Origin of the sequence: Acetobacter sacchari (assembly GCF_017377715.1) — a bacterium.
Taxonomy (GTDB): Bacteria; Pseudomonadota; Alphaproteobacteria; order Acetobacterales; family Acetobacteraceae; genus Acetobacter; species Acetobacter sacchari.
The window spans coordinates 34362-56143 of sequence record NZ_JAFVMF010000010.1; the positions used below are offsets into that span (position 1 = coordinate 34362).

The 21782-nt window shown below is 56.8% G+C and carries 21 protein-coding genes and 4 pseudogenes; 11 read left to right on the plus strand and 14 right to left on the minus strand.

The features are described 5' to 3' along the window. The first annotated feature begins 52 nt into the window (after positions 1-52). From J2D73_RS10295 to J2D73_RS10315, 5 genes are all read left to right on the plus strand, one after another. On the plus strand, positions 53-409 hold the full coding sequence (locus J2D73_RS10295; RefSeq protein WP_207881482.1) for a hypothetical protein: 357 nt from the start codon (positions 53-55) through the stop codon (positions 407-409). Continuing rightward, positions 409-1449, plus strand: a complete 1041-nt coding sequence (locus J2D73_RS10300) for a Fic/DOC family protein (RefSeq protein WP_243429846.1) — start codon at positions 409-411, stop codon at positions 1447-1449. The genes J2D73_RS10295 and J2D73_RS10300 overlap by 1 nt, the downstream gene beginning before the upstream one ends. Positions 1450-1525: 76 nt before the next feature. Then, complete coding sequence (locus J2D73_RS10305; protein ID WP_207881483.1) at positions 1526-1753, plus strand: hypothetical protein; 228 nt, start codon at positions 1526-1528, stop codon at positions 1751-1753. A 519-nt stretch (positions 1754-2272) separates the two neighbouring features. Further along, the gene (locus J2D73_RS10310) at positions 2273-2779 is read left to right on the plus strand and encodes a helix-turn-helix domain-containing protein (RefSeq protein ID WP_207881484.1); all 507 of its coding nucleotides are present in this window, start codon (positions 2273-2275) and stop codon (positions 2777-2779) included. Between the two features lie 127 nt (positions 2780-2906). Next, a complete protein-coding gene (locus J2D73_RS10315; protein WP_207881485.1) occupies positions 2907-3554 on the plus strand; it encodes an Abi family protein in 648 nt (215 codons plus the stop codon). 205 nt (positions 3555-3759) lie between these two features. Here J2D73_RS10315 and J2D73_RS20755 read toward each other — a convergent pair whose 3' ends face one another. From J2D73_RS20755 to J2D73_RS10345, 7 genes are all read right to left on the minus strand, one after another. Further along, positions 3760-4134, minus strand: coding sequence for a winged helix-turn-helix domain-containing protein (locus J2D73_RS20755; protein WP_243429847.1), 375 nt, complete (start codon positions 4132-4134; stop codon positions 3760-3762). Between the two features lie 36 nt (positions 4135-4170). Next, positions 4171-4680 (minus strand): hypothetical protein, encoded by a 510-nt coding sequence (locus tag J2D73_RS20760; RefSeq protein ID WP_243429848.1) that lies wholly within the window; start codon positions 4678-4680, stop codon positions 4171-4173. Beyond that, positions 4677-5078: a type II toxin-antitoxin system VapC family toxin gene (locus J2D73_RS10325; protein ID WP_341535069.1), complete on the minus strand. Its 402-nt coding sequence runs from the start codon at positions 5076-5078 to the stop codon at positions 4677-4679. Before J2D73_RS10325 ends, J2D73_RS20760 begins: the two co-directional genes overlap by 4 nt. Next, positions 5075-5329, minus strand: a complete 255-nt coding sequence (locus J2D73_RS10330; protein ID WP_207881486.1) for an antitoxin — start codon at positions 5327-5329, stop codon at positions 5075-5077. Before J2D73_RS10330 ends, J2D73_RS10325 begins: the two co-directional genes overlap by 4 nt. 86 nt (positions 5330-5415) lie before the next feature. Beyond that, a complete protein-coding gene (locus J2D73_RS10335; RefSeq protein WP_207881487.1) occupies positions 5416-6408 on the minus strand; it encodes an IS30 family transposase in 993 nt (330 codons plus the stop codon). Between the two features lie 372 nt (positions 6409-6780). Continuing rightward, a complete protein-coding gene (locus J2D73_RS10340) occupies positions 6781-7260 on the minus strand; it encodes a YybH family protein (RefSeq protein ID WP_207881488.1) in 480 nt (159 codons plus the stop codon). Between the two features lie 49 nt (positions 7261-7309). After that, on the minus strand, positions 7310-8056 hold the full coding sequence (locus J2D73_RS10345; protein WP_207881489.1) for an SDR family oxidoreductase: 747 nt from the start codon (positions 8054-8056) through the stop codon (positions 7310-7312). Positions 8057-8301: 245 nt separating this feature from the next. Here J2D73_RS10345 and J2D73_RS10350 point away from each other — a divergent pair, with 245 nt between their 5' ends. Further along, a complete protein-coding gene (locus J2D73_RS10350; RefSeq protein WP_207881490.1) occupies positions 8302-9117 on the plus strand; it encodes a DJ-1/PfpI family protein in 816 nt (271 codons plus the stop codon). Positions 9118-9208: 91 nt separating this feature from the next. Here J2D73_RS10350 and J2D73_RS10355 read toward each other — a convergent pair whose 3' ends face one another. Next, positions 9209-10585 (minus strand): carotenoid oxygenase family protein, encoded by a 1377-nt coding sequence (locus tag J2D73_RS10355; protein ID WP_207881491.1) that lies wholly within the window; start codon positions 10583-10585, stop codon positions 9209-9211. 76 nt (positions 10586-10661) lie between these two features. Between J2D73_RS10355 and J2D73_RS10360 the strand changes: the two genes are divergently transcribed. Beyond that, the gene (locus J2D73_RS10360; RefSeq protein WP_207881492.1) at positions 10662-11237 is read left to right on the plus strand and encodes a TetR/AcrR family transcriptional regulator; all 576 of its coding nucleotides are present in this window, start codon (positions 10662-10664) and stop codon (positions 11235-11237) included. 20 nt (positions 11238-11257) lie between these two features. Here the strand turns inward: J2D73_RS10360 and J2D73_RS10365 are convergent, their stop codons facing one another. From J2D73_RS10365 to J2D73_RS10380, 4 genes and pseudogenes are all read right to left on the minus strand, one after another. Further along, complete coding sequence (locus J2D73_RS10365) at positions 11258-12205, minus strand: GlxA family transcriptional regulator (protein ID WP_207881493.1); 948 nt, start codon at positions 12203-12205, stop codon at positions 11258-11260. A 545-nt stretch (positions 12206-12750) separates the two neighbouring features. Continuing rightward, a pseudogene (locus J2D73_RS10370) lies at positions 12751-13950 on the minus strand (IS701 family transposase). A 57-nt stretch (positions 13951-14007) separates the two neighbouring features. Next, positions 14008-14112: pseudogene (locus J2D73_RS10375) on the minus strand (IS5/IS1182 family transposase); the annotation flags it as partial. Positions 14113-14166: 54 nt separating this feature from the next. Then, positions 14167-15049, minus strand: a pseudogene (locus J2D73_RS10380) (IS630 family transposase). A 314-nt stretch (positions 15050-15363) separates the two neighbouring features. Here J2D73_RS10380 and J2D73_RS10385 point away from each other — a divergent pair. From J2D73_RS10385 to J2D73_RS10395, 3 genes and pseudogenes are all read left to right on the plus strand, one after another. Next, positions 15364-17502, plus strand: a pseudogene (locus J2D73_RS10385) (catalase). A 15-nt stretch (positions 17503-17517) separates the two neighbouring features. Then, positions 17518-18132, plus strand: coding sequence for a hemerythrin domain-containing protein (locus tag J2D73_RS10390; RefSeq protein WP_207881494.1), 615 nt, complete (start codon positions 17518-17520; stop codon positions 18130-18132). A 4-nt stretch (positions 18133-18136) separates the two neighbouring features. After that, positions 18137-19762, plus strand: coding sequence for an FAD-NAD(P)-binding protein (locus tag J2D73_RS10395; RefSeq protein ID WP_207881495.1), 1626 nt, complete (start codon positions 18137-18139; stop codon positions 19760-19762). Positions 19763-19992: 230 nt separating this feature from the next. Here J2D73_RS10395 and J2D73_RS10400 read toward each other — a convergent pair whose 3' ends face one another. Further along, entirely contained in the window at positions 19993-20583 is a 591-nt protein-coding gene (locus tag J2D73_RS10400; protein WP_207881496.1) for an IS6 family transposase, read from the minus strand. 138 nt (positions 20584-20721) lie between these two features. Next, entirely contained in the window at positions 20722-20883 is a 162-nt protein-coding gene (locus J2D73_RS20770; protein ID WP_341535070.1) for a DUF2840 domain-containing protein, read from the minus strand. Positions 20884-21031: 148 nt separating this feature from the next. Here J2D73_RS20770 and J2D73_RS10410 point away from each other — a divergent pair, with 148 nt between their 5' ends. Further along, positions 21032-21604, plus strand: a complete 573-nt coding sequence (locus J2D73_RS10410; RefSeq protein ID WP_207881497.1) for a hypothetical protein — start codon at positions 21032-21034, stop codon at positions 21602-21604. Positions 21605-21782 lie beyond the last annotated feature (178 nt).

A 21782-nucleotide genomic window follows, 5' to 3' on the forward strand; every position in this document is an offset into this window, starting at 1 on the left:
GTTTTCCGTCGCATCATGGCGTGGCTGACTCGGCCGGGAAGGAGCACAGGCGATGCGGACAACACCGGATGCTGGTCCCCGTCGGCTCGACGCCACCGTAAGGACTCAGGACGTTATGGCCGAACCAACCCGTTTTCCACGCGTCGAGCGCTATCGCGAGGAAATCGCACAGAGCGTATTCGAGCCGATGTCGTCAGAGACTGCAGCATTTTGCCGCCATCTGATTCAGGACGCTGTGAGCGCCGCACTGAGAGAGGACGAGAATGCCCAAATGCAGATGGCTGAACTCCGATCAATGATGATCATCATGATAGAAGCGCGCGTGTCGTTTGAAATATTTAATCAGACTCTGGAGCGCCTCATAGAGGATCAGGCGCGTGGGGCAGCGTCGCCGGAAGGAGAAGGCTGATGTCGTCACAGGACCCCTACACCTATCCCGGCACAGATATCCTGACGAACACACGCGGCTATCAGGACAGGACGCGTCTCGCAGTGTTCGAATACGCAATGTACCTCAAGCGCTCGCTCTCCATGCCGCTCGTGACGGACACCCCGGCGAAATACAGAGAGCTTCATCGGCATCTCTTCCAGGACGTCTATGACTGGGCCGGAAAATACCGCGCGAGCGATCTTGCGGTCGACGGCCGCTCAGGCGTCTCACCCGATCGCGTGCCGCTCGCCGTAACCGAACGGTTTCATCAGCTTGAGGCGATGGACGGTCTGCGCAATCTGTCGGCAGACCGGTTCGCCCGCGCCGCTGCGACGCATATCGCCGGATTGCAGGAAATTCTTCCCTTCCGACACGGAAACCACCAGGTGAGCTTGCTGCACATGGCGCAGCTCGCTCGCAACGCGGGTCACGAATTCGAACTCAGTCGTCTCGACCAGGACCTGTGGACCAGGGCAAGTCTCAAGGCCGGGAATAATGACGAACGGCTCATGACCCACGCCATCGCGACGCTGTTTCCGGAAGTCCGGACAATGACGCCGGATCAGGCGCGACGAGAAGTTCTTGAACTGCGCGCGCCGGCGCTGGGGGAGATCAGCGACCGGATCGACGCCCTGCAGGCGGCGGTGAAGACAGGCGCGGGCGGCGGACTTGTCACGCGGGAACTCAGGGGTCTACGGGAAGAAAGGACGGCGCTGGAATCCGATAGGCAGAGCGGCGCGGTTTTGCAGCGCATCGACCAGGCGCAAAAAGCAGGCGTCACCGAATTTCAGGTGTTGCCGGGCCGCAACGGCTCTGCCCAGGACGCGGTCTACGCGATCGGTCGGGCCGTCGCGCGTGCGACAGAACTGGCTGAGGATCTGCGTGTCGCTCACGCTGCTGAATCAGGGATCTCCCATGCAACGTCTCGCTTCGATCGAGCCAGCCATAAACTCGCAGATCCAGAAGGCGGTGCGCCATCTCAGGCGGCGACAAGATCTTCGGGACCAGGGATCGGCTGACATCTTCCCCGGGCTAAAGGACCACCTGAGGCAACCATTGTGTTTTAGCAAAAATGAAGAAAGAAAGGTTCAAGCCATGAACAACGAAAACGAGGCTCTCTGGACGAAATCGTTTGTAATTACCATTATTCACGTTGCGATCATTGGCTTTCTGTTTCTGCTCACCCTAGATATTCATGATATATTATCAAAATACAGGTTCGATTACAGAAATATTGCCATAGCGCAATTTGGAATTATGTTTGTTTTGGGCGTCGATGCGATGTATTTGGTAGCCGCACGGCAAAATGACCCAAAGGTTTAAGACGAGATCTGAAAATTTCGACGCCGCGTGCGCGAGCATCAACATCTCCTTGCAGCACAATTCTCGTGAGATCGTCGAGTAGCGACAGTCCGTCTTGCGGGCGATCTCGCGCAGGCTGAAATGGACATATCCACGTGGCATAGAGTGGCTCCATCAGAAGGCGTAACCACGATAGAACTTCGCATGTTGCACTTCAGGTTAGAATCCACCCGCTAACAAAAGTTGTCCTACAAAATCGCCGCCTATCAGGCTGTGCTGGAAAGCTATCTGCAGGGGGCCGCATTTCGAGGAAAAAAAAGTCTGAGGGTGGAGAATATATTTCCTTTACCCGTAGGGCATTTAACATCCCACCTCCCTACTTCAAACGACCACTTAAGAAGCGCTACGGAAGTATCGCAGAAAATTTAGCAGCGTAAGCAGCATAAGTGGGTCTACCCATCGATTACACTACCCCTGCCAAGTAGCGTCCTTGCCGCGCGCCAATCTCATCCCTAGGTTCAGGTCAAAGGGGGAAGTGATATGATTGAGGCAGACAATACCGTTGTCGAATTTCCGAACGTTAAACCAACCAGAAAACTTTCCTCTACCGAAGAGATTTGGGGGAAGGCGGTGATCGGCCACGGTTATGCTGGAATTCCCTCGATGCTTATTCGATCTCAGGGGCGTCTTAACCTGAGCCCTATGCAGTTCAATATCATTATTCAGCTTTCGGAGTACTGGTTCGACCCCAGCCGTCCTCCACTTCCCACCAAGCAAGATATTGCAAATCGTATGGGAGCGAGCGTCAAGGCCATCCAACTCAATATAGCGACGCTGCAAAAGGCTGGTCTAATTCGCCGCGAGTTCCGACGCACCGCTGTGGGGGATTACGACAGCAATATCTATCATCTTGATGGACTCATAGCGAAGGTCCGCGCTCTGGAGCCAGATTTTGCACGTGAGAAAGCTGCGAGGCGCGCTGCCCGCCAAGCGCGGGAGGATGCACAACTCTCACCGCTTCGGCGGAGATCCAAGGCAAAAGATTAGCCTGTAAAAAGGTTGCCCCGGCCGCATGTCATCACTGACAGAGACGGTACCGGGGCTTACGCGGGTATATGTAGGTCAACCGACGTCCTGAGGCAAGGTCTCTGGTCGCGATGGGGTGTGTAGGAACGTGGGCGAGGAACTTGAGCAGGCGCTCTCATTGGAACGGTTCAGCCGTTATCTGAGTTGGGCTGGAGGCGATCGTCAAAAAGCGATTGATCTCTACGCTCTTAACACGCGTTTGTCTGAGGCTTTGTATGTACCGCTCCAAATGCTCGAAGTGGCATTACGAAATCGCGTGCATGCCGTGCTGTCGGATAGCAAGGGAAGCCGATGGTACGAAACGCCCAATTTTCTTGTTGGCCGCCATCAGGAAGAACAGGTAGCTGCTGTCGTCACGGAACTGTCTCGCCTGGGCAAGGAGGCCACGCCCGGACGTGTAGTGGCGGCTCTCACATTAAGCTTCTGGACCACAATGGTGGGCAAACCCTATGAAGACCTGTGGCAAACCGAATTATACCAGATTGCCAGGCACAGAGATGGGAAAGGGCTAACGCGCAAGCATTTATCAGGCCCGCTGACGCCTATTCGAATACTTCGCAATCGGATAGCGCATCATGAGCCGATTTTAGCGTGGGACCTGAAAAAACATCATTTCATGACTCTCCAGATAACAGAATGGCTTTCTCTCGAAGCAGCGGACTGGTGCCGTTCGCTCGATCGCTTCCAGCAGGTCTTCCCATCGGGCGGCATCACCCTGAAGCTGGAAAGCGGTTAACGTCGGCAATTAAGAGCCATGGCGAAGCGTGCGCGCGAGGCGGGCAAAAAGCCGATAAAGGCTTACTATTAAGCGGCAAGGCAGTTCGTCACACGCCTCATGGCAGCCTCGGCATGCGCTATGGCCCTGTCGAGTTCATCGTAGTCGATAGGCGGGAGCCTGAGTGTGACGCCGTCAGGACCCGGATCACACAGCTCATCCGCTTCTACAATTTCACCAGCGTCTGTCTTTCTGGGGCGCCCCCGGCTGCGGCCCAGCTTTGACGATGGGGCGGTTGAACCACCTGGCGCAACGGTTCAAGTCCCCTCAGGGCGAAGAGACGCCTGGCCGCGCGGTGCGTGACTTCCACAATCAGGCCATCCGCCAGAAAACGCTCAAGGTAGATGTGGGTCGCCTTGAGGGAGAGACCAATCACTTTGGAGATCCGCGTCGCCGACGCCATCGGGCAGGCGGCAAGAAGATCGATGATTCGTTCGGCCCGGGAGTTCTTTCTCCGTGCGCCCGATTGGGACCTCGCCAGACGCCATTGGCGCTCCAGTGCGCTGACCCGCCCGCTCATGCCGGCTACTTCGTCGGCCACGCAGGTCAGGAACACCGGGAGCCATTCATCCGGTTTCTACGGCGCATCCGGCGCGAAGGCGCGGGCGCCGACGAGCGGAAGTCGTGAGTGGAGAAACTGCGCCTTGCGCCAGTGCAGGACGAGTGCGCCGCGCATTGGCGATCGCCCTCGGCCGTCCTCGATCCAGCGATGAAAGGCTTTTGCCGCCCCAAGGAGTGGGCCGTCTACCGTACTGGCGTCGGCGATCCAGGTCAGCGCTTCGGCGATCTGCGCCTCCTGGGATCTGTCAGGGCGTGTAAGCCATTGGTACTGGTCGAAAGCGGTTCGGGCCGCATCTACAGCCGTGCCGCGCTCGTAAGCGTCCTCGCCAACGGGTCTATGGCGCAATCCCTCCAGTTCGGCCGCAAGCCGCCACGGATCAATCAGATGCCCGTCAACGGCTGCGCATCTGCGTGCAGCCTCCAGGCGCTCCCGGAACAGGAATGCCGGGAGCAGAGGATGGCCATCCAGACGCTGGTCCAGCTTGCCCATTGCAAGCGCGGTTTCTGTAAGACAGCGCGAGATCATGACTGGCGGAAATTTCGCAGAGCAAGCCCATGGACATGACCAAACGCCTGGTCGCTGGTCACAAGCGGCAGATGACGCGCGAGCGCATGGGCCGCGATCATCAGGTCAAGAGGCGCGAGGGAATGACCTCGCCTCTCCTGTTCTGCGCGCAGTTTGCCATATCGCTCAGCGACGTCAGCGTCCCAGGCCAGCACTGTCAGTCGCTCCATTACGGAGCGGGTCAGCCGATGTAGACGTGTTGCGGACGGCCGCTTCGCCAGCCCAAAGGCGATCTCTCCTGCCGTAATCGCAGAGATGAAGCATTGCCCGACGTCGAGGGTCTCGAGATGCGCGAGCACGGTCTCGTTCCCGCGAATGATGTCGCTCACCGTGTTCGTATCGAACATGAGTTCTGTCACGAAACGATGCCGTCGAACGGATCACGCTCCTGCTGCCCCTGATCGCGCCCTTGCGGGAACAGCTCGGCCCCGCCGGAGCGCCGGATTTGCGCAACCACATCGGTCCAGCCTGCGGGCCGTCGGGAGAGAATGACGTCGCCGGTGCGCGGATCACGGCGGATCGTCACCTCAGGCGTGTCGAAGCGATAGGCCGCGGGCAGGCGGACGGCCTGGCTTCGCCCGGTCATGAAAATCTTGGCCGTATCGGACATTGCGGACGCTCCAGATGATAGCTATCTTTGATAGATATCTTTCGGCGCCCGCGCACACAAGGACTTACCCTAAATAGGCCTTAACTTCAGTTTCCGCATTTTTCCGGAAATCCGCCCCCTCCCCCTCCACTACTTCCGATAACCACACTTGTCGGAGGGGTGTTACACACCGGTGCAGGTTCAAGCCGAAGTGCGCCACCAGGGCTGAAGCTTTCGATGAGCCGATCCATCGTCTCGGTTGGCGTGAGGTATCCAAAGCATTTCCGTCGCGTGGTGTTCATCAGGAATTCGATGCTGGCGAGGTCTCTATGAGTGAGGGATGCGAGATATGTCCGGGAGGGCAGGAACCTTCGCAGCCTACCATTCATGTTTTCGGCAGATCCTTTCTGCCAGGGCGGGCGGGGATCGCAGAACCACACATCCCTGCCGCCACGCGTACCCAGCGGCTTATAGTGAAGGAATTCCGAACCGCGATCGAAGGTGAGGGATTGCCTGAGCGCTTGAGGCAGCGCCGCCAGGGTGCGCAGCAGGGATCCCGTAATTCCAGCCGAGATGCGGCTTTCATGGCGCGAGATCCGGACGAACCGCGTCGTGCGCTCCACCAGGGTCATCAGATTGCATTGCTGATTGATCTCGGCATTGAAGATCATCAGATCAGCTTCCCAGTGCCCGGGGATCTCGCGTGCGCCGACACTTTCAGGACGCGAGGAGATGCTGCGCTCGATGGGAATGCGTGGCCCACGACTACGCCGGTGATGCCGGCGCAGTCTTCCGCTGATCTGCTCGGGCGACCAGAGCCGCTTCAGTCCGTCACGCACGACGTGCGCCAGATCGGGATCGCGCGACAGACGCGCCTGCAGCCGACGGCGCTGATCCGCGCGATCCTGCGCAGTCACGGGATAATAGCAAGTCAGATCAATCTCGTCTCTGCGGTGGGCGTTGAGGCACAGCTCGCGCCAGATAGTCGAGTAGTGGCGGCCCGTCCTGCGGGCGATCTCGCGCAGGCTGACCCGGGCCTGTCTGAGGGTTGCGATCAGGCGTCGTTCGGGGAGGCTGATATGGACATATCCACGTGGCATTGAGCGGCTCCATCAGAAGGCGCAATCACGATAGAACCTCGCGTGTTGCACTTCAGATTAGAATCCACCCCCGCTAACACCCATTGTTGCAACAACGCGGAAATGTACGGGTGTTTAGCAAAGCAGAAATGTCCGCCTCACTCCCAAACCCGATAGAAATGTCCGCGTGGTGAGACCTGCGAAGCCGTAGGCGTAGTAGGACTCACCACGCGCGACAGTCAGTTAATTTAGGGGGCGCGCGGAAAGGAGACGGGCGGCTGTCGCCTCATATTGGACATTAAGTCCAACAATCTGGCGTCCGGATAGCGGACAGACCGCAACGGGCTGTCAGTTTACCGCCTCTTACATCGAATTGCCGATCTTCCATAATGGTCAGTTAGTGGTATTCGTAGGAGAATTATCTGACCACATATCTCGATGGATCTTCCATTTTCCATCCTGTTTGAGCAAGACAATCGTCTGCTTGCCGCGCTCAATAACCTGACCTTTGGTATCAAGCATCCTGATTTGAGAGAGGCTGGTTGCAGCGTCTTCACCACCATAAATCTCGTAGTGATCGAATTTGGCGCCACCGACGAGATCCGGCCGCAAGGTTTTCTCGAAATAAGCGAGGATTGCAGCGCGACCGGAAATCGGGTCTGCGTTGGGGGGCAGCAGTCTGGCATCGTCGGTGTAGAGACGTGAAATTGCCTGCAGATCACCTTTGGCGAGATCGTCAGCAAACTGCTCGGTCACAGCCTTCACGGCAGCCGCATCCGGCGATTGAATATTAGCCGCCAGAGCAGGGACACATTGCAGGGCAAGCGCCATTGAGGCACCCAAAAAAGAGGAGAGCGGTTTTGTAAATGTCATGACGGTTGTCCCGGTAATGAAAAGCCGTGGAGGTAATCAGGTCTATGTTTCAAAGCTGCGAGCAACCACCATCGACGACCAGTTCTGCGCCGACGACGTATCGGGATTCGTCGCTTGCGAGGTAAAGAACGGCGGCGGCAATTTCTTCGGCCTGGCCCATGCGTCCCAAGGGGACACTTGCAGCGAACTGTGTTTTGAAGTTTTCCACTTCGGCTTCAGAGAGGCCGATCTTGTTCAGGAGAGGCGTTTCGATACCGCCAGGAGCGACCGCGTTGACGCGGATTTTGCTGTCAAGGAGTTCGTAGGACCAGCTCCGCGCTAATGAACGGACCGCTGCTTTGGCCGCTGCAACCAACGAAAGACCATGCTTACCAGTCTGATCGATAAACGAAGTCGTCAGAATCACGGACGCCCCCTCCCGCAGTGCAGGCAGCGCCGCCTGCATCGTAAACACGGCGCCTTTGACGCTGACATCCATGACATCGTCATACTGACGTTCATCAATAGACTGTAATGGTGTCGGAATGACGTAGCCCGCGTTCACAAACAGAATGTCGAGCCCGCCAAATGATTTCACGACCCTATCCGCAACAGATTTCATGTCTTCGAAAGACCGCACGTCGGCCGCAAGAACCAGCGCCTCGCCGCCCAGTTCTGCATGCACATAGGCGAACCGGGTTTCATCACGGCCTGTAACGGCAACGCGGGCGCCTTCAGAGATAAAACGCTTCGCGGTCGCAAGGCCGATACCGCTCGTACCGCCCGTGATGAGGGCAGTTTTTCCCAAAAGTCTCATATTAGATCCTCATATTAGAAAAATGTGACAGGCGTCCCGGACGCGATCACCAATCCCATTGACCCTAGCAAAATGGAAAATGACTTAAAGGACATATTTCCCTCTATTTAAGACATAGCATATCGTCGCTTGGGTTGTGACGTAAAACGAGGGAAATAGGTCCTTTAGGAAACTCGCATGCGGCACTACGTCTGATGACCGTCCAGCAACGAGTCCTATGGGACAGGAGAAAAAAGGAATCGGATATGTATGAAGTTTTCGATGAAACGACCATGGAAGAGTTGAGCGAGTCAGGAAGTGCGCGGCGTCGCATGATGCTCGTAGGGGGTGCTACGATTGCCGCAACGGCCGCAACACGCCTTCTGCCCCAAAGCGCACGGGCGGCTGTGCCGGGTAAAGGCGAAAAGCCTATCGATTTTCTGTTTGCGATTTATCCGAACGGGACTCTTCTCGATTTTGCAGGCCCCAATGAAATCCTATCACGTATTCCCAACACAAAAGTTCGTTTTGCCAGTCCTGAGGGTGGCCTAGTCACGCTTGAAAAAGGCGTTGTCTTCGGCCCGACGGAAAAACTTTCCGATGTCGACAAAGTCGATGTGATTTGCGTGCCTGGCGCCCTGAATCTTTCGGCCATGATGAAGCCCGAGATGTTGGGTCATGTAAGGCGTCTGTCCGAGACGGCGAGATATGTGACTTCCGTCTGTACCGGTTCGATTATCCTTGCGGCTTCAGGGGTTCTGAAGGGACGGCGGAGTGCCTGTCATTGGGCATTTCTGAATGTCCTCAAGGAGTATGGGGCCATCCCGGATCCGGCTCGCATTGTGAAAGATGGTCGCTTCATGAGCGGTGGCGGGGTGACGGCCGGTATTGATTTCGGTCTGGCGATCGCGGCTGAGCTTCGTGGGGCACAGGCGGCGCAGGAAGTGCAGCTTCTTGTTCAGTATGATCCGCAGCCACCGTTTCATGCCGGAAACCCTGCGGAGGCGCCCCCAGAAATTCGTGACGTGGTTTATAAAGAGCTTCCGGGCTCTCAGGATGGGCTGATGCGGCCAATCCTTTAGTCGGTCGTGCCGATACGCCCCGAAGACAGAAACGCTGTCCCTCGCGCGTATCGGTATTTGGCGGCGTGTGCTTTGAAATCTTCTGTTCGTCTCAAGACCCGGGAGACAAAAGAGTGTCATCGGCGATCCACTTTCCGTGAAAGCCAAATGGGACCCGGACTGGCAGGCGTATTGTTGCAACAGCCTCCCCGGCAAAATCCTTAGCATCCAGAATAACGACGTCGCTCAGATTTCGGGTTGCATCGTAAACATAAGACATGATCCAACCCTCGTCTTCGGCAAGAGCCTCTGGCTTGCGCACGAAGATGGGCTCCAGAGTCATGCGGTCGGGGCCGTAGTCATGCATTTCCGTAATTCCCCGGATCATGTCATGTTTCATGGCGGGTCCGAAGCGAACGTCCCGGCCCCAGTGGGCTGTATAGCCGAAGCGATAGGACTGACCGCCGAACCGGTCATTGATCCGTGGAAACTCAGTCCCGTGATCGTCAAGGTGCGTCTCGCTCAAGCGTCCGGTGCGCCGGTCGAGCGTCCAGCGGACAAGTGTGGGCGCGCCTTCGTTCGGGCCATTGTGATCGCGTTCGAACATGCGGGGATGACGTGCGAGATCGATGATGGTCAGGTGGCCATCGTCATAGGCATTCACGAAATGGAAGACAAAACAGCGTGGGGCTTCAAACCATTGAAGGTTCATGACGTCTCCGTTGCGGGGCAGCAGCCCGATCCGCGCATCCCGTCGCTCATCCCAAAGCCAGGGAAATTTCGCCTTCGAATGTTCGGGCTGAAACGTTACGGGCAGATCGGGCACGACGATGAACGACGCAGTAAATGCCATATCGTGGATCAGTGGAATATGGGGCAGGTCGATCCGAGCTTTTGTTGTGGCACATCCGTTCTCGTCGAGCGAAATATAGCGGACAGGCTGTCCGGGTTCATAGGCGAGAACGTGCTGTTCGTCAGTTATGGGATCGGATTTTGGATGGCCGGTGAAGCCGGCTTCAAGAGTTCCGTTGAAGTCCGCGCGTGCGACGCTTTCCAACTCGTAAGTCAGTTCGACAGGGAGGCTTCCCGCTTCGACAACGGCATATAGCTTTCCTGCAACGCTGGTAAAATTCGTGTTCACGCTGCCATCGCGCAGACCAGCTCCAGGCCCTCCGAGCGGTGGCAATTCCAGAGCGGCGACAACAGATGCGTCCCGGACATAACGGCTGCGATACCACTCTGCTTTGCCATCCCGCAGGCGCAAGCCATGCGTCATGCCTGAACCTGAAAACCAGTGATAATGCACGGGATCTGGATGGCCGGCAGGGTTGGGACCGATACGGAGCAGGCGGCCGTTCAGGGCTTCGGGAATATGGCCAATGACTTCCAAATCGAAAGCGGTTGTTTCAGCCGAGATCGGTTTGAAATTATTGGCGAGATAGGGTGCCCCTGAGGGCGTGGGCGCTTGGGATTTCGAAATCAGGGCCATGACAATTTCCTATGTGATAGATAATCACATCGTTATTCATTGATCCTGTGTCAACTTAAATGTAATATGCCATCACATGAAGCAAAACGCGGACGCAAAACCCCCCGGTCCTCGCAAGACCTATCATCATGGCGACCTGCGGAAAGTGTTGCTCGACGCGGCGCGGGCAGAAATCGCCGCTCATGGGGCACAGGGTCTTTCCATGGCGTCGCTGGCGCGGCGGGCCGGTGTAGCCCAGTCAGCGTCATACCGACATTTCACAGACCGCGAGGATCTCCTCGCGGCCGTTGCGACCGATGGCTTCGAGCGGTTTACCGAGGTTCTTCTCGAAGCCGCGTCGGACGGAGACGATGTGACTGCGCTAAAACGGATGGCTGTTGCGTATCTTGTGTTTGGGGAGAAGAATGTGGAGCTTTATCGCCTCATGTTCGCATCGGGGCTGGTTCCGGGGGCTGCATCCGACAGCGCCCTCAAACACGCAGCGACCGCGAGTTTTCAGCCGCTTCTTGATCGCGTTAGGGCCTCAGATCCGGCAGCGTCGTATCTGTCGGCGCATGTCAAATGGGGGCAACTTCACGGTCTGGTCATGCTAAAGGCCGACGGGTTCATTCATGGTCCGGTGGAGGCACTGATGGACGCCGTGTTTTTTTGAAATCGTGACGGTGCCGTCCCTCAGAGGGCGCTGTCTTGGCGACCGGCGCGCCGGATTGCCTGCGGCGGGTGGCCGTGGAGTTTGACGAACGCGCGGCGCATCCGCTCCGGATCGGAAAAACCCACGGATTTTGCGATCTGCTCAATCGGTTCCGACCCGCTTTGCAGGCGGGCACATGCCGCCTCCACGCGCAGACGTTCGACCGCTCTCGCTGGTGTTTCGCCCGTCTGACTGCGAAAAGCGCGACCGAACTGACGGACGCTTAACCGGGCCGCTTCGGCCAGACGCTCGATCGGAAGCGGCTCGACCAGATGATCCCGCGCGAAGGCAAGCGCCATGCGGATACGGTCCGATTCCGGCTCCATCTGGGACATGACCGAAAACTGTGACTGGCCGCCGGAGCGGCGGTAGGGGACGACAAGCTCACGGGCGACGTCGCGGGCGATTGCAATGCCATGGTCGGTCTCAATGAGGGCCAGTGCCAGATCGATCCCCGCGGAAATCCCTGCGGACGTCCACACATTATGGTCCGAGATGAAGATACGGTCGGCCTCGACCCTGATCTGAGGATAACGCTGTTGCAGTTCCGGTGCGAGACGCCAGTGGGTTGTTGCGCAGCGGCCGTCGAGCAGCCCGGTTTCCGCCAGCAGGAAGGCGCCCGTGCAAACGCTCGCGACGCGGACGGTTCGTGCCGCAAGGTCCTTTGCAGCAGCTATGGTGTCGGGGTTTTGGAAAGGCCCGATGTCTCCACCGATGAACAGAACCGTGTCAAAAGCCGTGTCGAGGCTGGATTGCGTATCGATAGGAACACCCGAACTGCCGACGACGGTGCCACCAAATTCGGAGATCACCGTCAGGCGATAGGCGTCCCCCTCAATGAGGATGTTCGCTTCTTCGAAAGTCCCCAAAGGGCCTGCGAGATCGAGAATCCGGTGATTCGGGCAGATAAAAAAGCCAACGTGACGCATAGTCCTGATTTAAGGGAAAAATGGAATTTTGGCCATATATTTTTCTTGAACGATTGAGGCGCAGAGCCATTTCATAGGCTTTCAACTTAGGAAGCGTCTCGAGGCTCATATCCGTGTAAGCCGTCAGAACGCGATATCTGTCCGACGTCGCCGAGTTCCCGCCGTGCTGCGCTATCGTCGATGCGAAACTCCCGACCGATCATCCGCATCATTGAACGCGAGATTGGCGGATCGCCTTCCTGCCGCAAGAGCCTCCAGGTAGCGTCCATAACGCGGCCAATGATTGTGGCGAGCAATAGGGCATGGAGTGCAGTGTATCGACCGACAGGCCCTGCACGGCCGCCAGCGATGCAATGAATGAACGGAACGTCGTCTGTTCCCGGTCGGCGACGAAAAAGGCCCGACCGCGCTCTCCGGGCTTGAGAGCTAGCACTACAGTTGCATTTTATATTGTGAGTGAGATCGCACAGCGTTGGCCTGATGTGTTCGTCGAAAGACGGACCATCTGAGGATATGGCCGATGGATAATCTGCGTTGTGCAAGCTTTACGACGAGGCGCCTGATTTCCTGTATGGACCAGCGGACGACGATTATCGCGTTCTGTGCTGTGTTTTTTCGGTTTCGTTGAGTTTGCCTGATACCGCACACTTGCCATGCCGTCATAAGCAAGCATGACCAGAGAGACATGCCGATGCCAACCATGCCAGGAACGGGTTTCGTTATGATCAAGACCGACTTCATTTTTGGCTGCCTCGAAACATTCTTCAATCGTCCAGCGCCTCCCTTCAACCTTCACGAGTTCCCGCATGGTTGTCCCTTTCGGGCACCAGGTCGTAAAATAGGCAAGGTCTCCATCGGCGATGTTCCGACGGATCAACAGGCCACGTGTCAATGGTCCGGCAATAGGGCAGTCAAATTCTTCAGCATCCAGATCAGCAAGCGCAAGATATGCCCAGTCATACAGTCGCTCACCTTTTGTGCCGTGCCCCGCAGACAGGCGATGCCAGTCCTGCATTGGAAGATTTGGGGCAATGTCTTTGGCTTCTCCGGCAATCAGCAGGCTTGTCGCCCATGACCCGAACTTTGACGCCAAGGACATATCCTATTCCTGACCGGCGAAGCGTCCGTTCCACATCGCCCACGCCAGCCTCAATACTCCGCTCGATCATCATCGAGGCCAAGGCCAGTTTGGTTGCAAACACCACGTCATCGGGAACGTGGGCCTGCTTCAGGCGCTCACGGTTCGATGTCCAGTCTTTCGGGAGATACAGGGCGCGATCAATAAAGGCATGGCCCCGCGCCGATACATAGGTGGCAAATACCCCAATCTGGCAGTTGGTGATCTTGCCAGCAGATCCCGTATACTGCCGCCCCACACCGCACGACGCCTGACCCTTCTTCAGAAAACCGGTCTCATCAATGACCATTACGCCATCTTCAGTGCCCAGGTGTTCGATCACATAATCCCTGACGACATCACGAAGGGCATCGGCATCCCAGTGCCCGCGTCCCAGAAGCGCCTGCTGCCGCCAGGGACCAGGATCTCCTGCGGATTCTGCCCGCATCCAACCTGTCTTGCGTGCTTCATTGCCAATCAAAACATCAAGGAAGGCGCTCGCAGAAGCCGCAACACGTTTCTGCGTAAACAACGGCGCGATCCGATCATTGGCTGATCAAAGCGAACGCGCCCATAAGTCCAGCGTCTCTTCAACAGACGCACCACCCGTCATCATATCCTGACTCATGGTTACCCATAGATTCAGAACTCAACACAAAATGCAACTGTAGTGCTGGCTCAGGACTCATTCTTTAAGATAGAAGATGAAGGTTGCTGCGATGTGGATTGCGGACATGAATGTATGAGCGCAGCGGTCGTATCGTGTAGCCACCCGTCGCCAGTCTTTTAGAGCGTTTCCACTTTAATCTGGTTCATATCTAGAGGCTATAAAGAAACTGGCGCATTAACTGGGAGTGAAAGCCGGAAGCAGCGCGCCGACGGTATCCCACTGAGCACCGACAGTTCGTTCGGCCTTGACGCGCAGCAAGGCTTTGAGTTTTGAGAAGGCCATTTCGATGGGGTTAAAGTCTGGGCTGTATGGCGGAAGGAACATCAGTTCCGCCCCTGCCTGCTCAATGGCCTTCTGTGTTGCCGGAAGCTTATGCGCCAGAAGATTGTCCATCACGACGATATCGTCCGGCTTCAGTGTCGGGATGAGAACCCGTTCGACATAGACCTGAAAGATCATGCACGAAGGGCGCGGTCAGGCCTGTCAGACGCAGCCCCCGGTGAAAGTCGTTGTTTTCCAATGACCGTGCGGCACACCGGCGCGGCAACGTTCCCTGCGCAAGACACGCCCGCGCAGACGGGCCATCTTCGTGGAGAGGCTGGTTTCGTCAATGAACACCAAACGCTGCGGAGCAAGGTCAGGCTGGAGATCAAACCAGTCCTGTCGTCGCTTCAGGACGTCTTCACGCTCCTGCTCCAGTGCATGAGCGGTCTTTTTTTGAATGTCCATCCGTGTTGCCGCAGCCAGCGATTGAGCATGCTGCGGCCGATCCCGACGGCCCGTTCACTTTCCAGACGCGCCATCATTTCGTGAAGCGTGATGTCTCTCTGCGCTTCGATCATTCCGGCAATGAACGCTTCATACGCGTCCAGCCGTGATCCGCGCGGTTTGCCCTGGCGACGGGGGTCCGCTCGCCGCTCTCACTTTCCCGACGCAACCAGCGGATCGCCGTCGAAATCCCAACACCAAACCGCGCCGCAATCGAGCGGGCCGAGCCTCCCGAAAATCCAGCCTCCAGAAACCGCTTCCAAAGATCATCGCTCAACGCCCGTGCCATCACCGTCTCCATCAATGAAAGCGGTGAATCACAAGACGCCTACAGTGTCACCTCTCGATTCAGGGTCCAGTGGAACTGCTCTAGAAGACACTTGAGGGACTTTTCAGGTGGGGAAACCCGTCGTCTCATTCCAGTTGGCGAGACACCGGATACAGTGGATGTGACGGAAGAGAGCGTTACTGAGAGTTGTACTCGGTAACGGGAACTTACGGCTGCATATCGCGTTCTGGGCTGTTGACGGCGAAAGGTCATGGTGAACGAACATCACTTGTGTAACATGAGATCGCATCCGAGCGAAAATTGAGGGCGGCATGATGGCTAAAGCGAAGACCCAGCAAAACCCACCGGGTTCAAATGGCGGCCCTTCGTCCAAAAGACGCAAGCTCACTAAGGAAATGGCCATCGGCTCAGGGGGCGAGCTTCATCAGAACAGCCCTATGGGCGCTGGCCCGGCCGGGCTGACCGACAATTTCGGCCATACTGTCGCCGACAACCAGAACAGTCTTCGGGCGGGCGAAGGCGGTCCCACGCTTCTGGAAGATTTCTTTTTGCGGGAAAAGATTTTCCATTTCGACCATGAGCGCATTCCGGAACGCATCGTGCACGCGCGCGGGTCCGGCGCTCACGGGGTATTCGAGTGCACGCGGGCTATCCCGGAATTGACCAGAGCGTCGATCTTCCAGAAGGCAGGCGCAAGCTGTCCTGTATTCGCACGGTTCTCGACCGTAGCCGGGGGAGCAGGGTCGATCGATACGCCACGCGACGTGCGGGGGTTTGCGGTAAAGCTCTACACCGACAGCGGAAACTGGGATCTGGTCGGAAACAACATCCCGGTCTTCTTTATCCAGGACGCCATTAAGTTCCCCGACCTCATCCACAGCGTGAAGATGGAAGCAGATCGCGGATACCCGCAAGCCGCTTCCGCGCATGACACGTTCTGAGATTTTATCAGTCTCATGCCTGAATCCATGCACATGGTCTTGTGGGCGATGTCGGACCGGGCGGTCCCCCGCTCGCTTCGGATGATGGAAGGGTTCGGCGTCCACAGCTTCCGGATGGTCAATGAAAAAGGCGATCATCATTTCGTCAAGTTTCACTGGAAGCCGGTTCTAGGAATCGAATCGACAACCTGGGATGAAGCTGTCAAAATTGCGGGAACGGACCCCGATTTCCATCGGCGGGATCTGTTCGAGGCCATTGATGCGGGTGACTATCCCCAGTGGGATCTCGGGATTCAGCTCTTCACCGATGAGTGGGCCGAAAAGCAGCCTTATGATGTGCTCGATGCCACCAAGCTGATCCCAGAGGAAGAGATTCCCGTCATCGTCATCGGACGCATGACGCTTAACCGCAACGTGGACAATTTCTTTGCCGAAACTGAACAGGTCGCGTTCCTGCCGACCAATGTCGTTCCGGGTATCGACTTCACCAATGATCCGCTGCTGCAGGGACGCCTGTTCTCCTATCTCGATACACAGAAATCTCGTTCGGGGACGACAAATTTCCATCAGATTCCGGTCAATGCCCCCAAATGCCCCTTCCATAATTTTCAGCGCGACGGGATGATGCAGACCCGCGTGCCGACAGGTCGCGCCAATTATGAGCCGAACAGTCTGGACGAAGCCGGCGAGAAGGCAGGGCCGCGCGCCTGCCCTGAAACGGGTTTCACGACTTTCACTGCCAATGATGAACGCAATGACGGCGGGCGGAAACTGCGTATCCGCTCCGAGCGCTTTGCCGACCATTATAGTCAGGCTAGGCTCTTCTATCGTTCGCAAACGGCGAACGAGCAGGCTCATATCGCCTCGGCTCTGGTGTTCGAACTTTCTAAGGTGCAGCTTGATAATGTCCGGTCGCGCGTTATCTCGCGACTGCGTAACATTGATGAAGCACTGGCGCAGAGAGTTTCGGACGACCTTGCCATCGAACTGCCGGAAAAGGCTTCGGCAGCCAAGGCGCCGTTCGACATGCCATCTTCCGACGCTCTGTCCATTCAGAAACAGGCAAAGAACCTTCTCAAAGGCCGCAAGGTCGGAATCCTCTTTGCAGAGGGATCGGACAAGGCCACCGTTGAAACGCTCAAGAGCGAGATTGAGAAAGAGGGCGGCACTGCCTTCCTCGTTGCACCGAAAGTGGGCGGCATCGAGGTCAAGGGAGGCGTGCTCAAGGCCGATGGTCAACTCGCCGGATCGCCATCCGTGCTGTTCGACGCCGTCGCTTCGATCCTGATGCCCGAAGCGGCGAAAAAACTGACGAAGGACAGTGCGGCTATCCAGTGGTTCATGGATGCCTATGCGCATTGTAAGACGATCGCGCATTGCAAGGGGACACAGATCCTTCTCGACAAGGCGAACGTCGAAAAGGACGATGGCGTTGTTCCCGTTGAAGAGTTCAGGAAGGTTGGCGTCAGGCGGCACTGGGCGCGTGAAGCAAAAGTCCGCGATCTTGCCTGAACAGGAGCTTTGGACGTGACAAATCGGACCACAACACGCCCGGAATCGAAGCGTAACTCCATCTCCAATGCCAAGGCCGTGGCACATGCGAAGTCGCTTGCTCCAGATCTTAGTGCACGTATCGGCAGCACACCACGAACTAAATTCCGAGGAAACCCGGACCTTTTTGGCCGTCTGGTCGAGGACCATGACCTGCACCGCGCTCTTCTGGCTATGATCGAGGAAACTGAAGGAAGCTCCACAGACCGTCAGAAGCTGTTTGAAGAGCTGGTGAAGGAGGTTAAATCCCACGCCGCGGCTGAGGATCAGGCGCTCTGGTCCACGGTGCTGCGCGACCCGGTTACCATGGAGGACGCTCGTCATGCGATCGCCGAACATAAGGAGATAGAGGATATGCTCGCCGACCTGGCCGCGCGGGACATGACCTCTTCCGCGTGGCTGCGCCGCTTCGCGGGGCTTAAGGAAGAATATCTGCACCATATCCGGGAAGAGGAACAGGAACAGTTCGTTGCGGCTGAAAAACACCTGCGGCTCACTGACGTCCGCTACATGCTCCGCGTCTTCAATCGCCGGAAGAAGGAGGAAAAAGCCACGGCGACGATCGAAGCAAAGATCAGTCTCAAGGATTGATCGCATGCCGGAAAGCCGCTCATTGAAAAGGGTCGCAATCATCGGTGCGGGTCCAACCGGACTTTACACCTTTTTCTCGCTCCTGAAAGCAGATATTCCATTTGAAATCGTCATCTATGAGCAGGCGTTAGAGGCAGGGGTCGGTATGCCCTATAGTGATGAGGAAAATCTCCATCTTATGCTCGCCAATATTGCGAGTATCGAAATACCGCCACTGACATGCACATATCTCGACTGGTTGCGTCGACAGAGCGCCGTCCGGCTGGCACGTTATAATGTCGATATGGCTGAATTGGACGAACGTCAGTTTCTGCCGCGTATCCTGCTCGGCGAGTATTTTCGGGATCAGTTTCTGGCGCTGGTCCAGCGAGGCAAGGAGGCCGGATTCCAGATTACCGTAAACGAGTCCTGCCAGGTAACCGATCTGGAAGAGCGGGAGCACGAAGTCAGACTGTGGGCGGAGTGCCACGAGGCTCCCGTATGTTTCGATCTTGCAATTGTCGCGACTGGGCATGTCTGGCCTGATGAAGACCAGGCAACCCGCTCTTTTTTCCCCAGCCCATGGTCAGGCCTCCTTGATGCCCATATCCCCGCCTGCAAGGTCGGCATTATCGGAACCTCTCTCAGCGCTATAGACGCGGCGATGGCTGTAGCGATTCAGCATGGTCGTTTTGTCGAAGAGGCGGACGATGCGTTGCGGTTCGAGGCTGACGAACGGAGTCAGACGCTCTCGATCACGCTGATGTCGCGCTCCGGTATCCTGCCCGAGGCCGACTTCTATTGTCCCATTCCCTATGAACCTTTGCAGATCGCGACGCCTGCTGCCATTTCGCATGCGACTGCTGACGGACCGGACGGCTTGCTCGACCGTGTCTTTACGCTCATGGCGAGGGAAATCAAAGCTGTTGATCCACACTGGAGCGCGCGCATCGGACTGCGAAACCTTGATGCTGACAGCTTTGCCGATGCCTATTTTGAAGATCGTCATAGCCATGACGCTTTCCGATGGTCGGCTTACAATCTGAAGGAAGTGGAGTGCAACAAACGCGAGGGCCGGACAGTTAATTGGCGTTACGCGATTCTACGTCTCCATGAAGCAGTGCAGGACGTGGTGCCGCTGTTGACAGACTCAGATCGTCGCCGTTTCGATGTAGGGCTTGCCAGAGTGTTTGTGGACAACTATTCGGCGATCCCTTCGGAATCGATCCGCAGACTGCTCGCATTACAAAGGTCAGGAATTATTCACCTGCTGGAACTCGGGCTTGATTATACCATGGATCGGAAACCTGACGGGACGACTGTCAACGTTGGCGGCGTCACTCATGTTTTCAGGGTGTTGATCGACGCGCGGGGCCAGAAGCCGCTCAAGACCGAAAATCTGCCGTTTGGCAGGCTCCGCAGGCAATTGCTGGCCGCGGGGGAAAGTCGCCCCATCGTGGACGAGGACTATTTTCTGAAAGGTCTAGGCGCTGCATCAGGCCGCATTGCGTTAGGAGCCCTGCCGTATCTTATGCATGATCGTCCCTTTATACAGGGCATAACCGCAAGCGCAAAGATTGGCTCCAAAATCGGCAATGCTGCGCTGAGAGTTATATCTGCCAGGCAGGACGTAGTGACGATTTCCGAATGAGCGAACTTCCCAATGATGCGATATGTGATTTAAGCTCGAGCTTTTTCTATCGGCTTTGAAATTTGACCCTCGATAGGTGATGTCACGTTAGCTTTTTCTGTGTGAGTTATGCGTGGAGGTGTCGGGTTCAGGCTGTCAGTGCGGTGGCGCAGTTCCCGTGGGCAAAGGCGCGAAGACGCTGGATCTGTCGTGAGACGGCGTTGTTGAGGGAGGCTGGTGGGACGAACAGATTACGGACGGCGGAAAAAACGGAGACGAAAACGCTGACAACTGCCCGCGTCGCGAAATATTTGAATAATAACCGCGCGTTTTCGTAATGGCAGGTGGCTATTTTCGTCGCGGTTATTCAGTCCCTTGTGCGACAGATGCCGCACAGACAGGATCAGTCTGCGTCTGGCCGCGGCATAGGAAGGAAAGTAGTTTGTCCATGACCATGCGCCTGGGACGGCCACCTGCTTTTTCAGCAGCCGGGTCAAAAGGCGCCGGGCCGCCTTTGTATTGCGGCGAATCTGCAGGATTTCGTCGAGGACGTAGCCGTCTTGGTGGTCCGCCCGCCACAGCCAGTGCGGCTGGCTCTGGGACACGATCCGGACTTCATCAAGATGGCAGATATCTCCCGGTCTGGCTGACGTCCGACGCAGAAGGCGGGCGAATGCGGACCCGAATTTCTGGCTCCAGCGGCGGATCGCCTCATAAGAGACTGTGATCCCGCGATCCATCAGCATCTCCTCGATCAGTCGAAAGCTCAAGGGAAGGCGGAAATACAGCCACACTGCATGCGTGATCACCTCGCGCTGAAAACGATGCCGTTTGGAACTCACTGACCTCTTGCTCCTCAGATCAGTGTAGCACGACTCTAAGTTAACGTGACATCACCCGACGCACGGCCCTGCACTCTGGTGAAGCAATACCTCTCCCCGGCCGCACACATAGGACGGTCTGGTAGTCTTCGGCCGGATTCACCTGCGCATGATGTCGATGTGCGATTCAACTGTTCCATACGCGTCGGAGGCCTGGCGAACGAACGAGAACACGCGGCCGTTCGCGAAGCTGACCATGCGCCGCGGACGGTCGAGGATCGTATCCGCTAGTGGCCGAACGAAGCGCAGCCAGCGTTCCACATGCTTCTCGAGTCACGTTACTTCGGCCGTCGTACTCATCACCGGAAGGTCTCTAGATATCGCCATTTAACTCCTTGCGGGCTAGTTCCTGGCGCTCCATATTTTCCGCGTCGTCCGACACTGCTTAACAGACACGGAGGATTCCAAAATGCATTTTTCTCGTATGATTCAGGCTGGCGCCTTTGTTGCTACACAGGCTTGCAGCGCGGCTGCCCTGCCTGCGCAGGCTCAGGATGCGTTGCGCGTCGTTGACGCGCGGGGACACCAGGTCGGTATCCTGGTCCCGGTCCAAGGCATCGCGACGACAGCGGCAATGCCTGATATCGACATGTTCGAGGCCGTTGATCGCATGATGGCACGCAATATGGCTCTCATGGAGGCGGTCGATCGGACATTGGGCTCGCGGCTGGACGGCGTCCTGCGCGCCGTTCCGGCTGTTGGTCATGACCTCCCGAAACAGAGCATGTTTTGGCAGCGTTTCGAGGCGGTCAGCACAGGTGGACCCACCGCCTGTACGCAGACGATCACGATCGCATCAAACGATCAGGCGGCGCCAATCGTTCATGTGTCACGGATCGGAAGCAAGTCCTGTGCGACGCTCCCCGCGCCGATGGCAGTTGACGATCCCGGAGATCAAAAGACTGGTTCCACGGCTCTGACGCCCGCCGTCGAGACGCGGACGGAAGTCCCGACAAACGGACGCACTGGAAGCGCTCTCTAAGACAGGTGGTGGCCGGAAAACCCCGGGCCACCATCATAGAAGGAAAATATATTGATTTTCTGCGATCATCGCCATGACGGTTAACGAAAATCAACAAAAACCATGTAATTTCTGCCCGCAACCGCGCCACAGAAAATAAACACAAATACAAGTAATAAAATTATTCATGAAAAAGAAT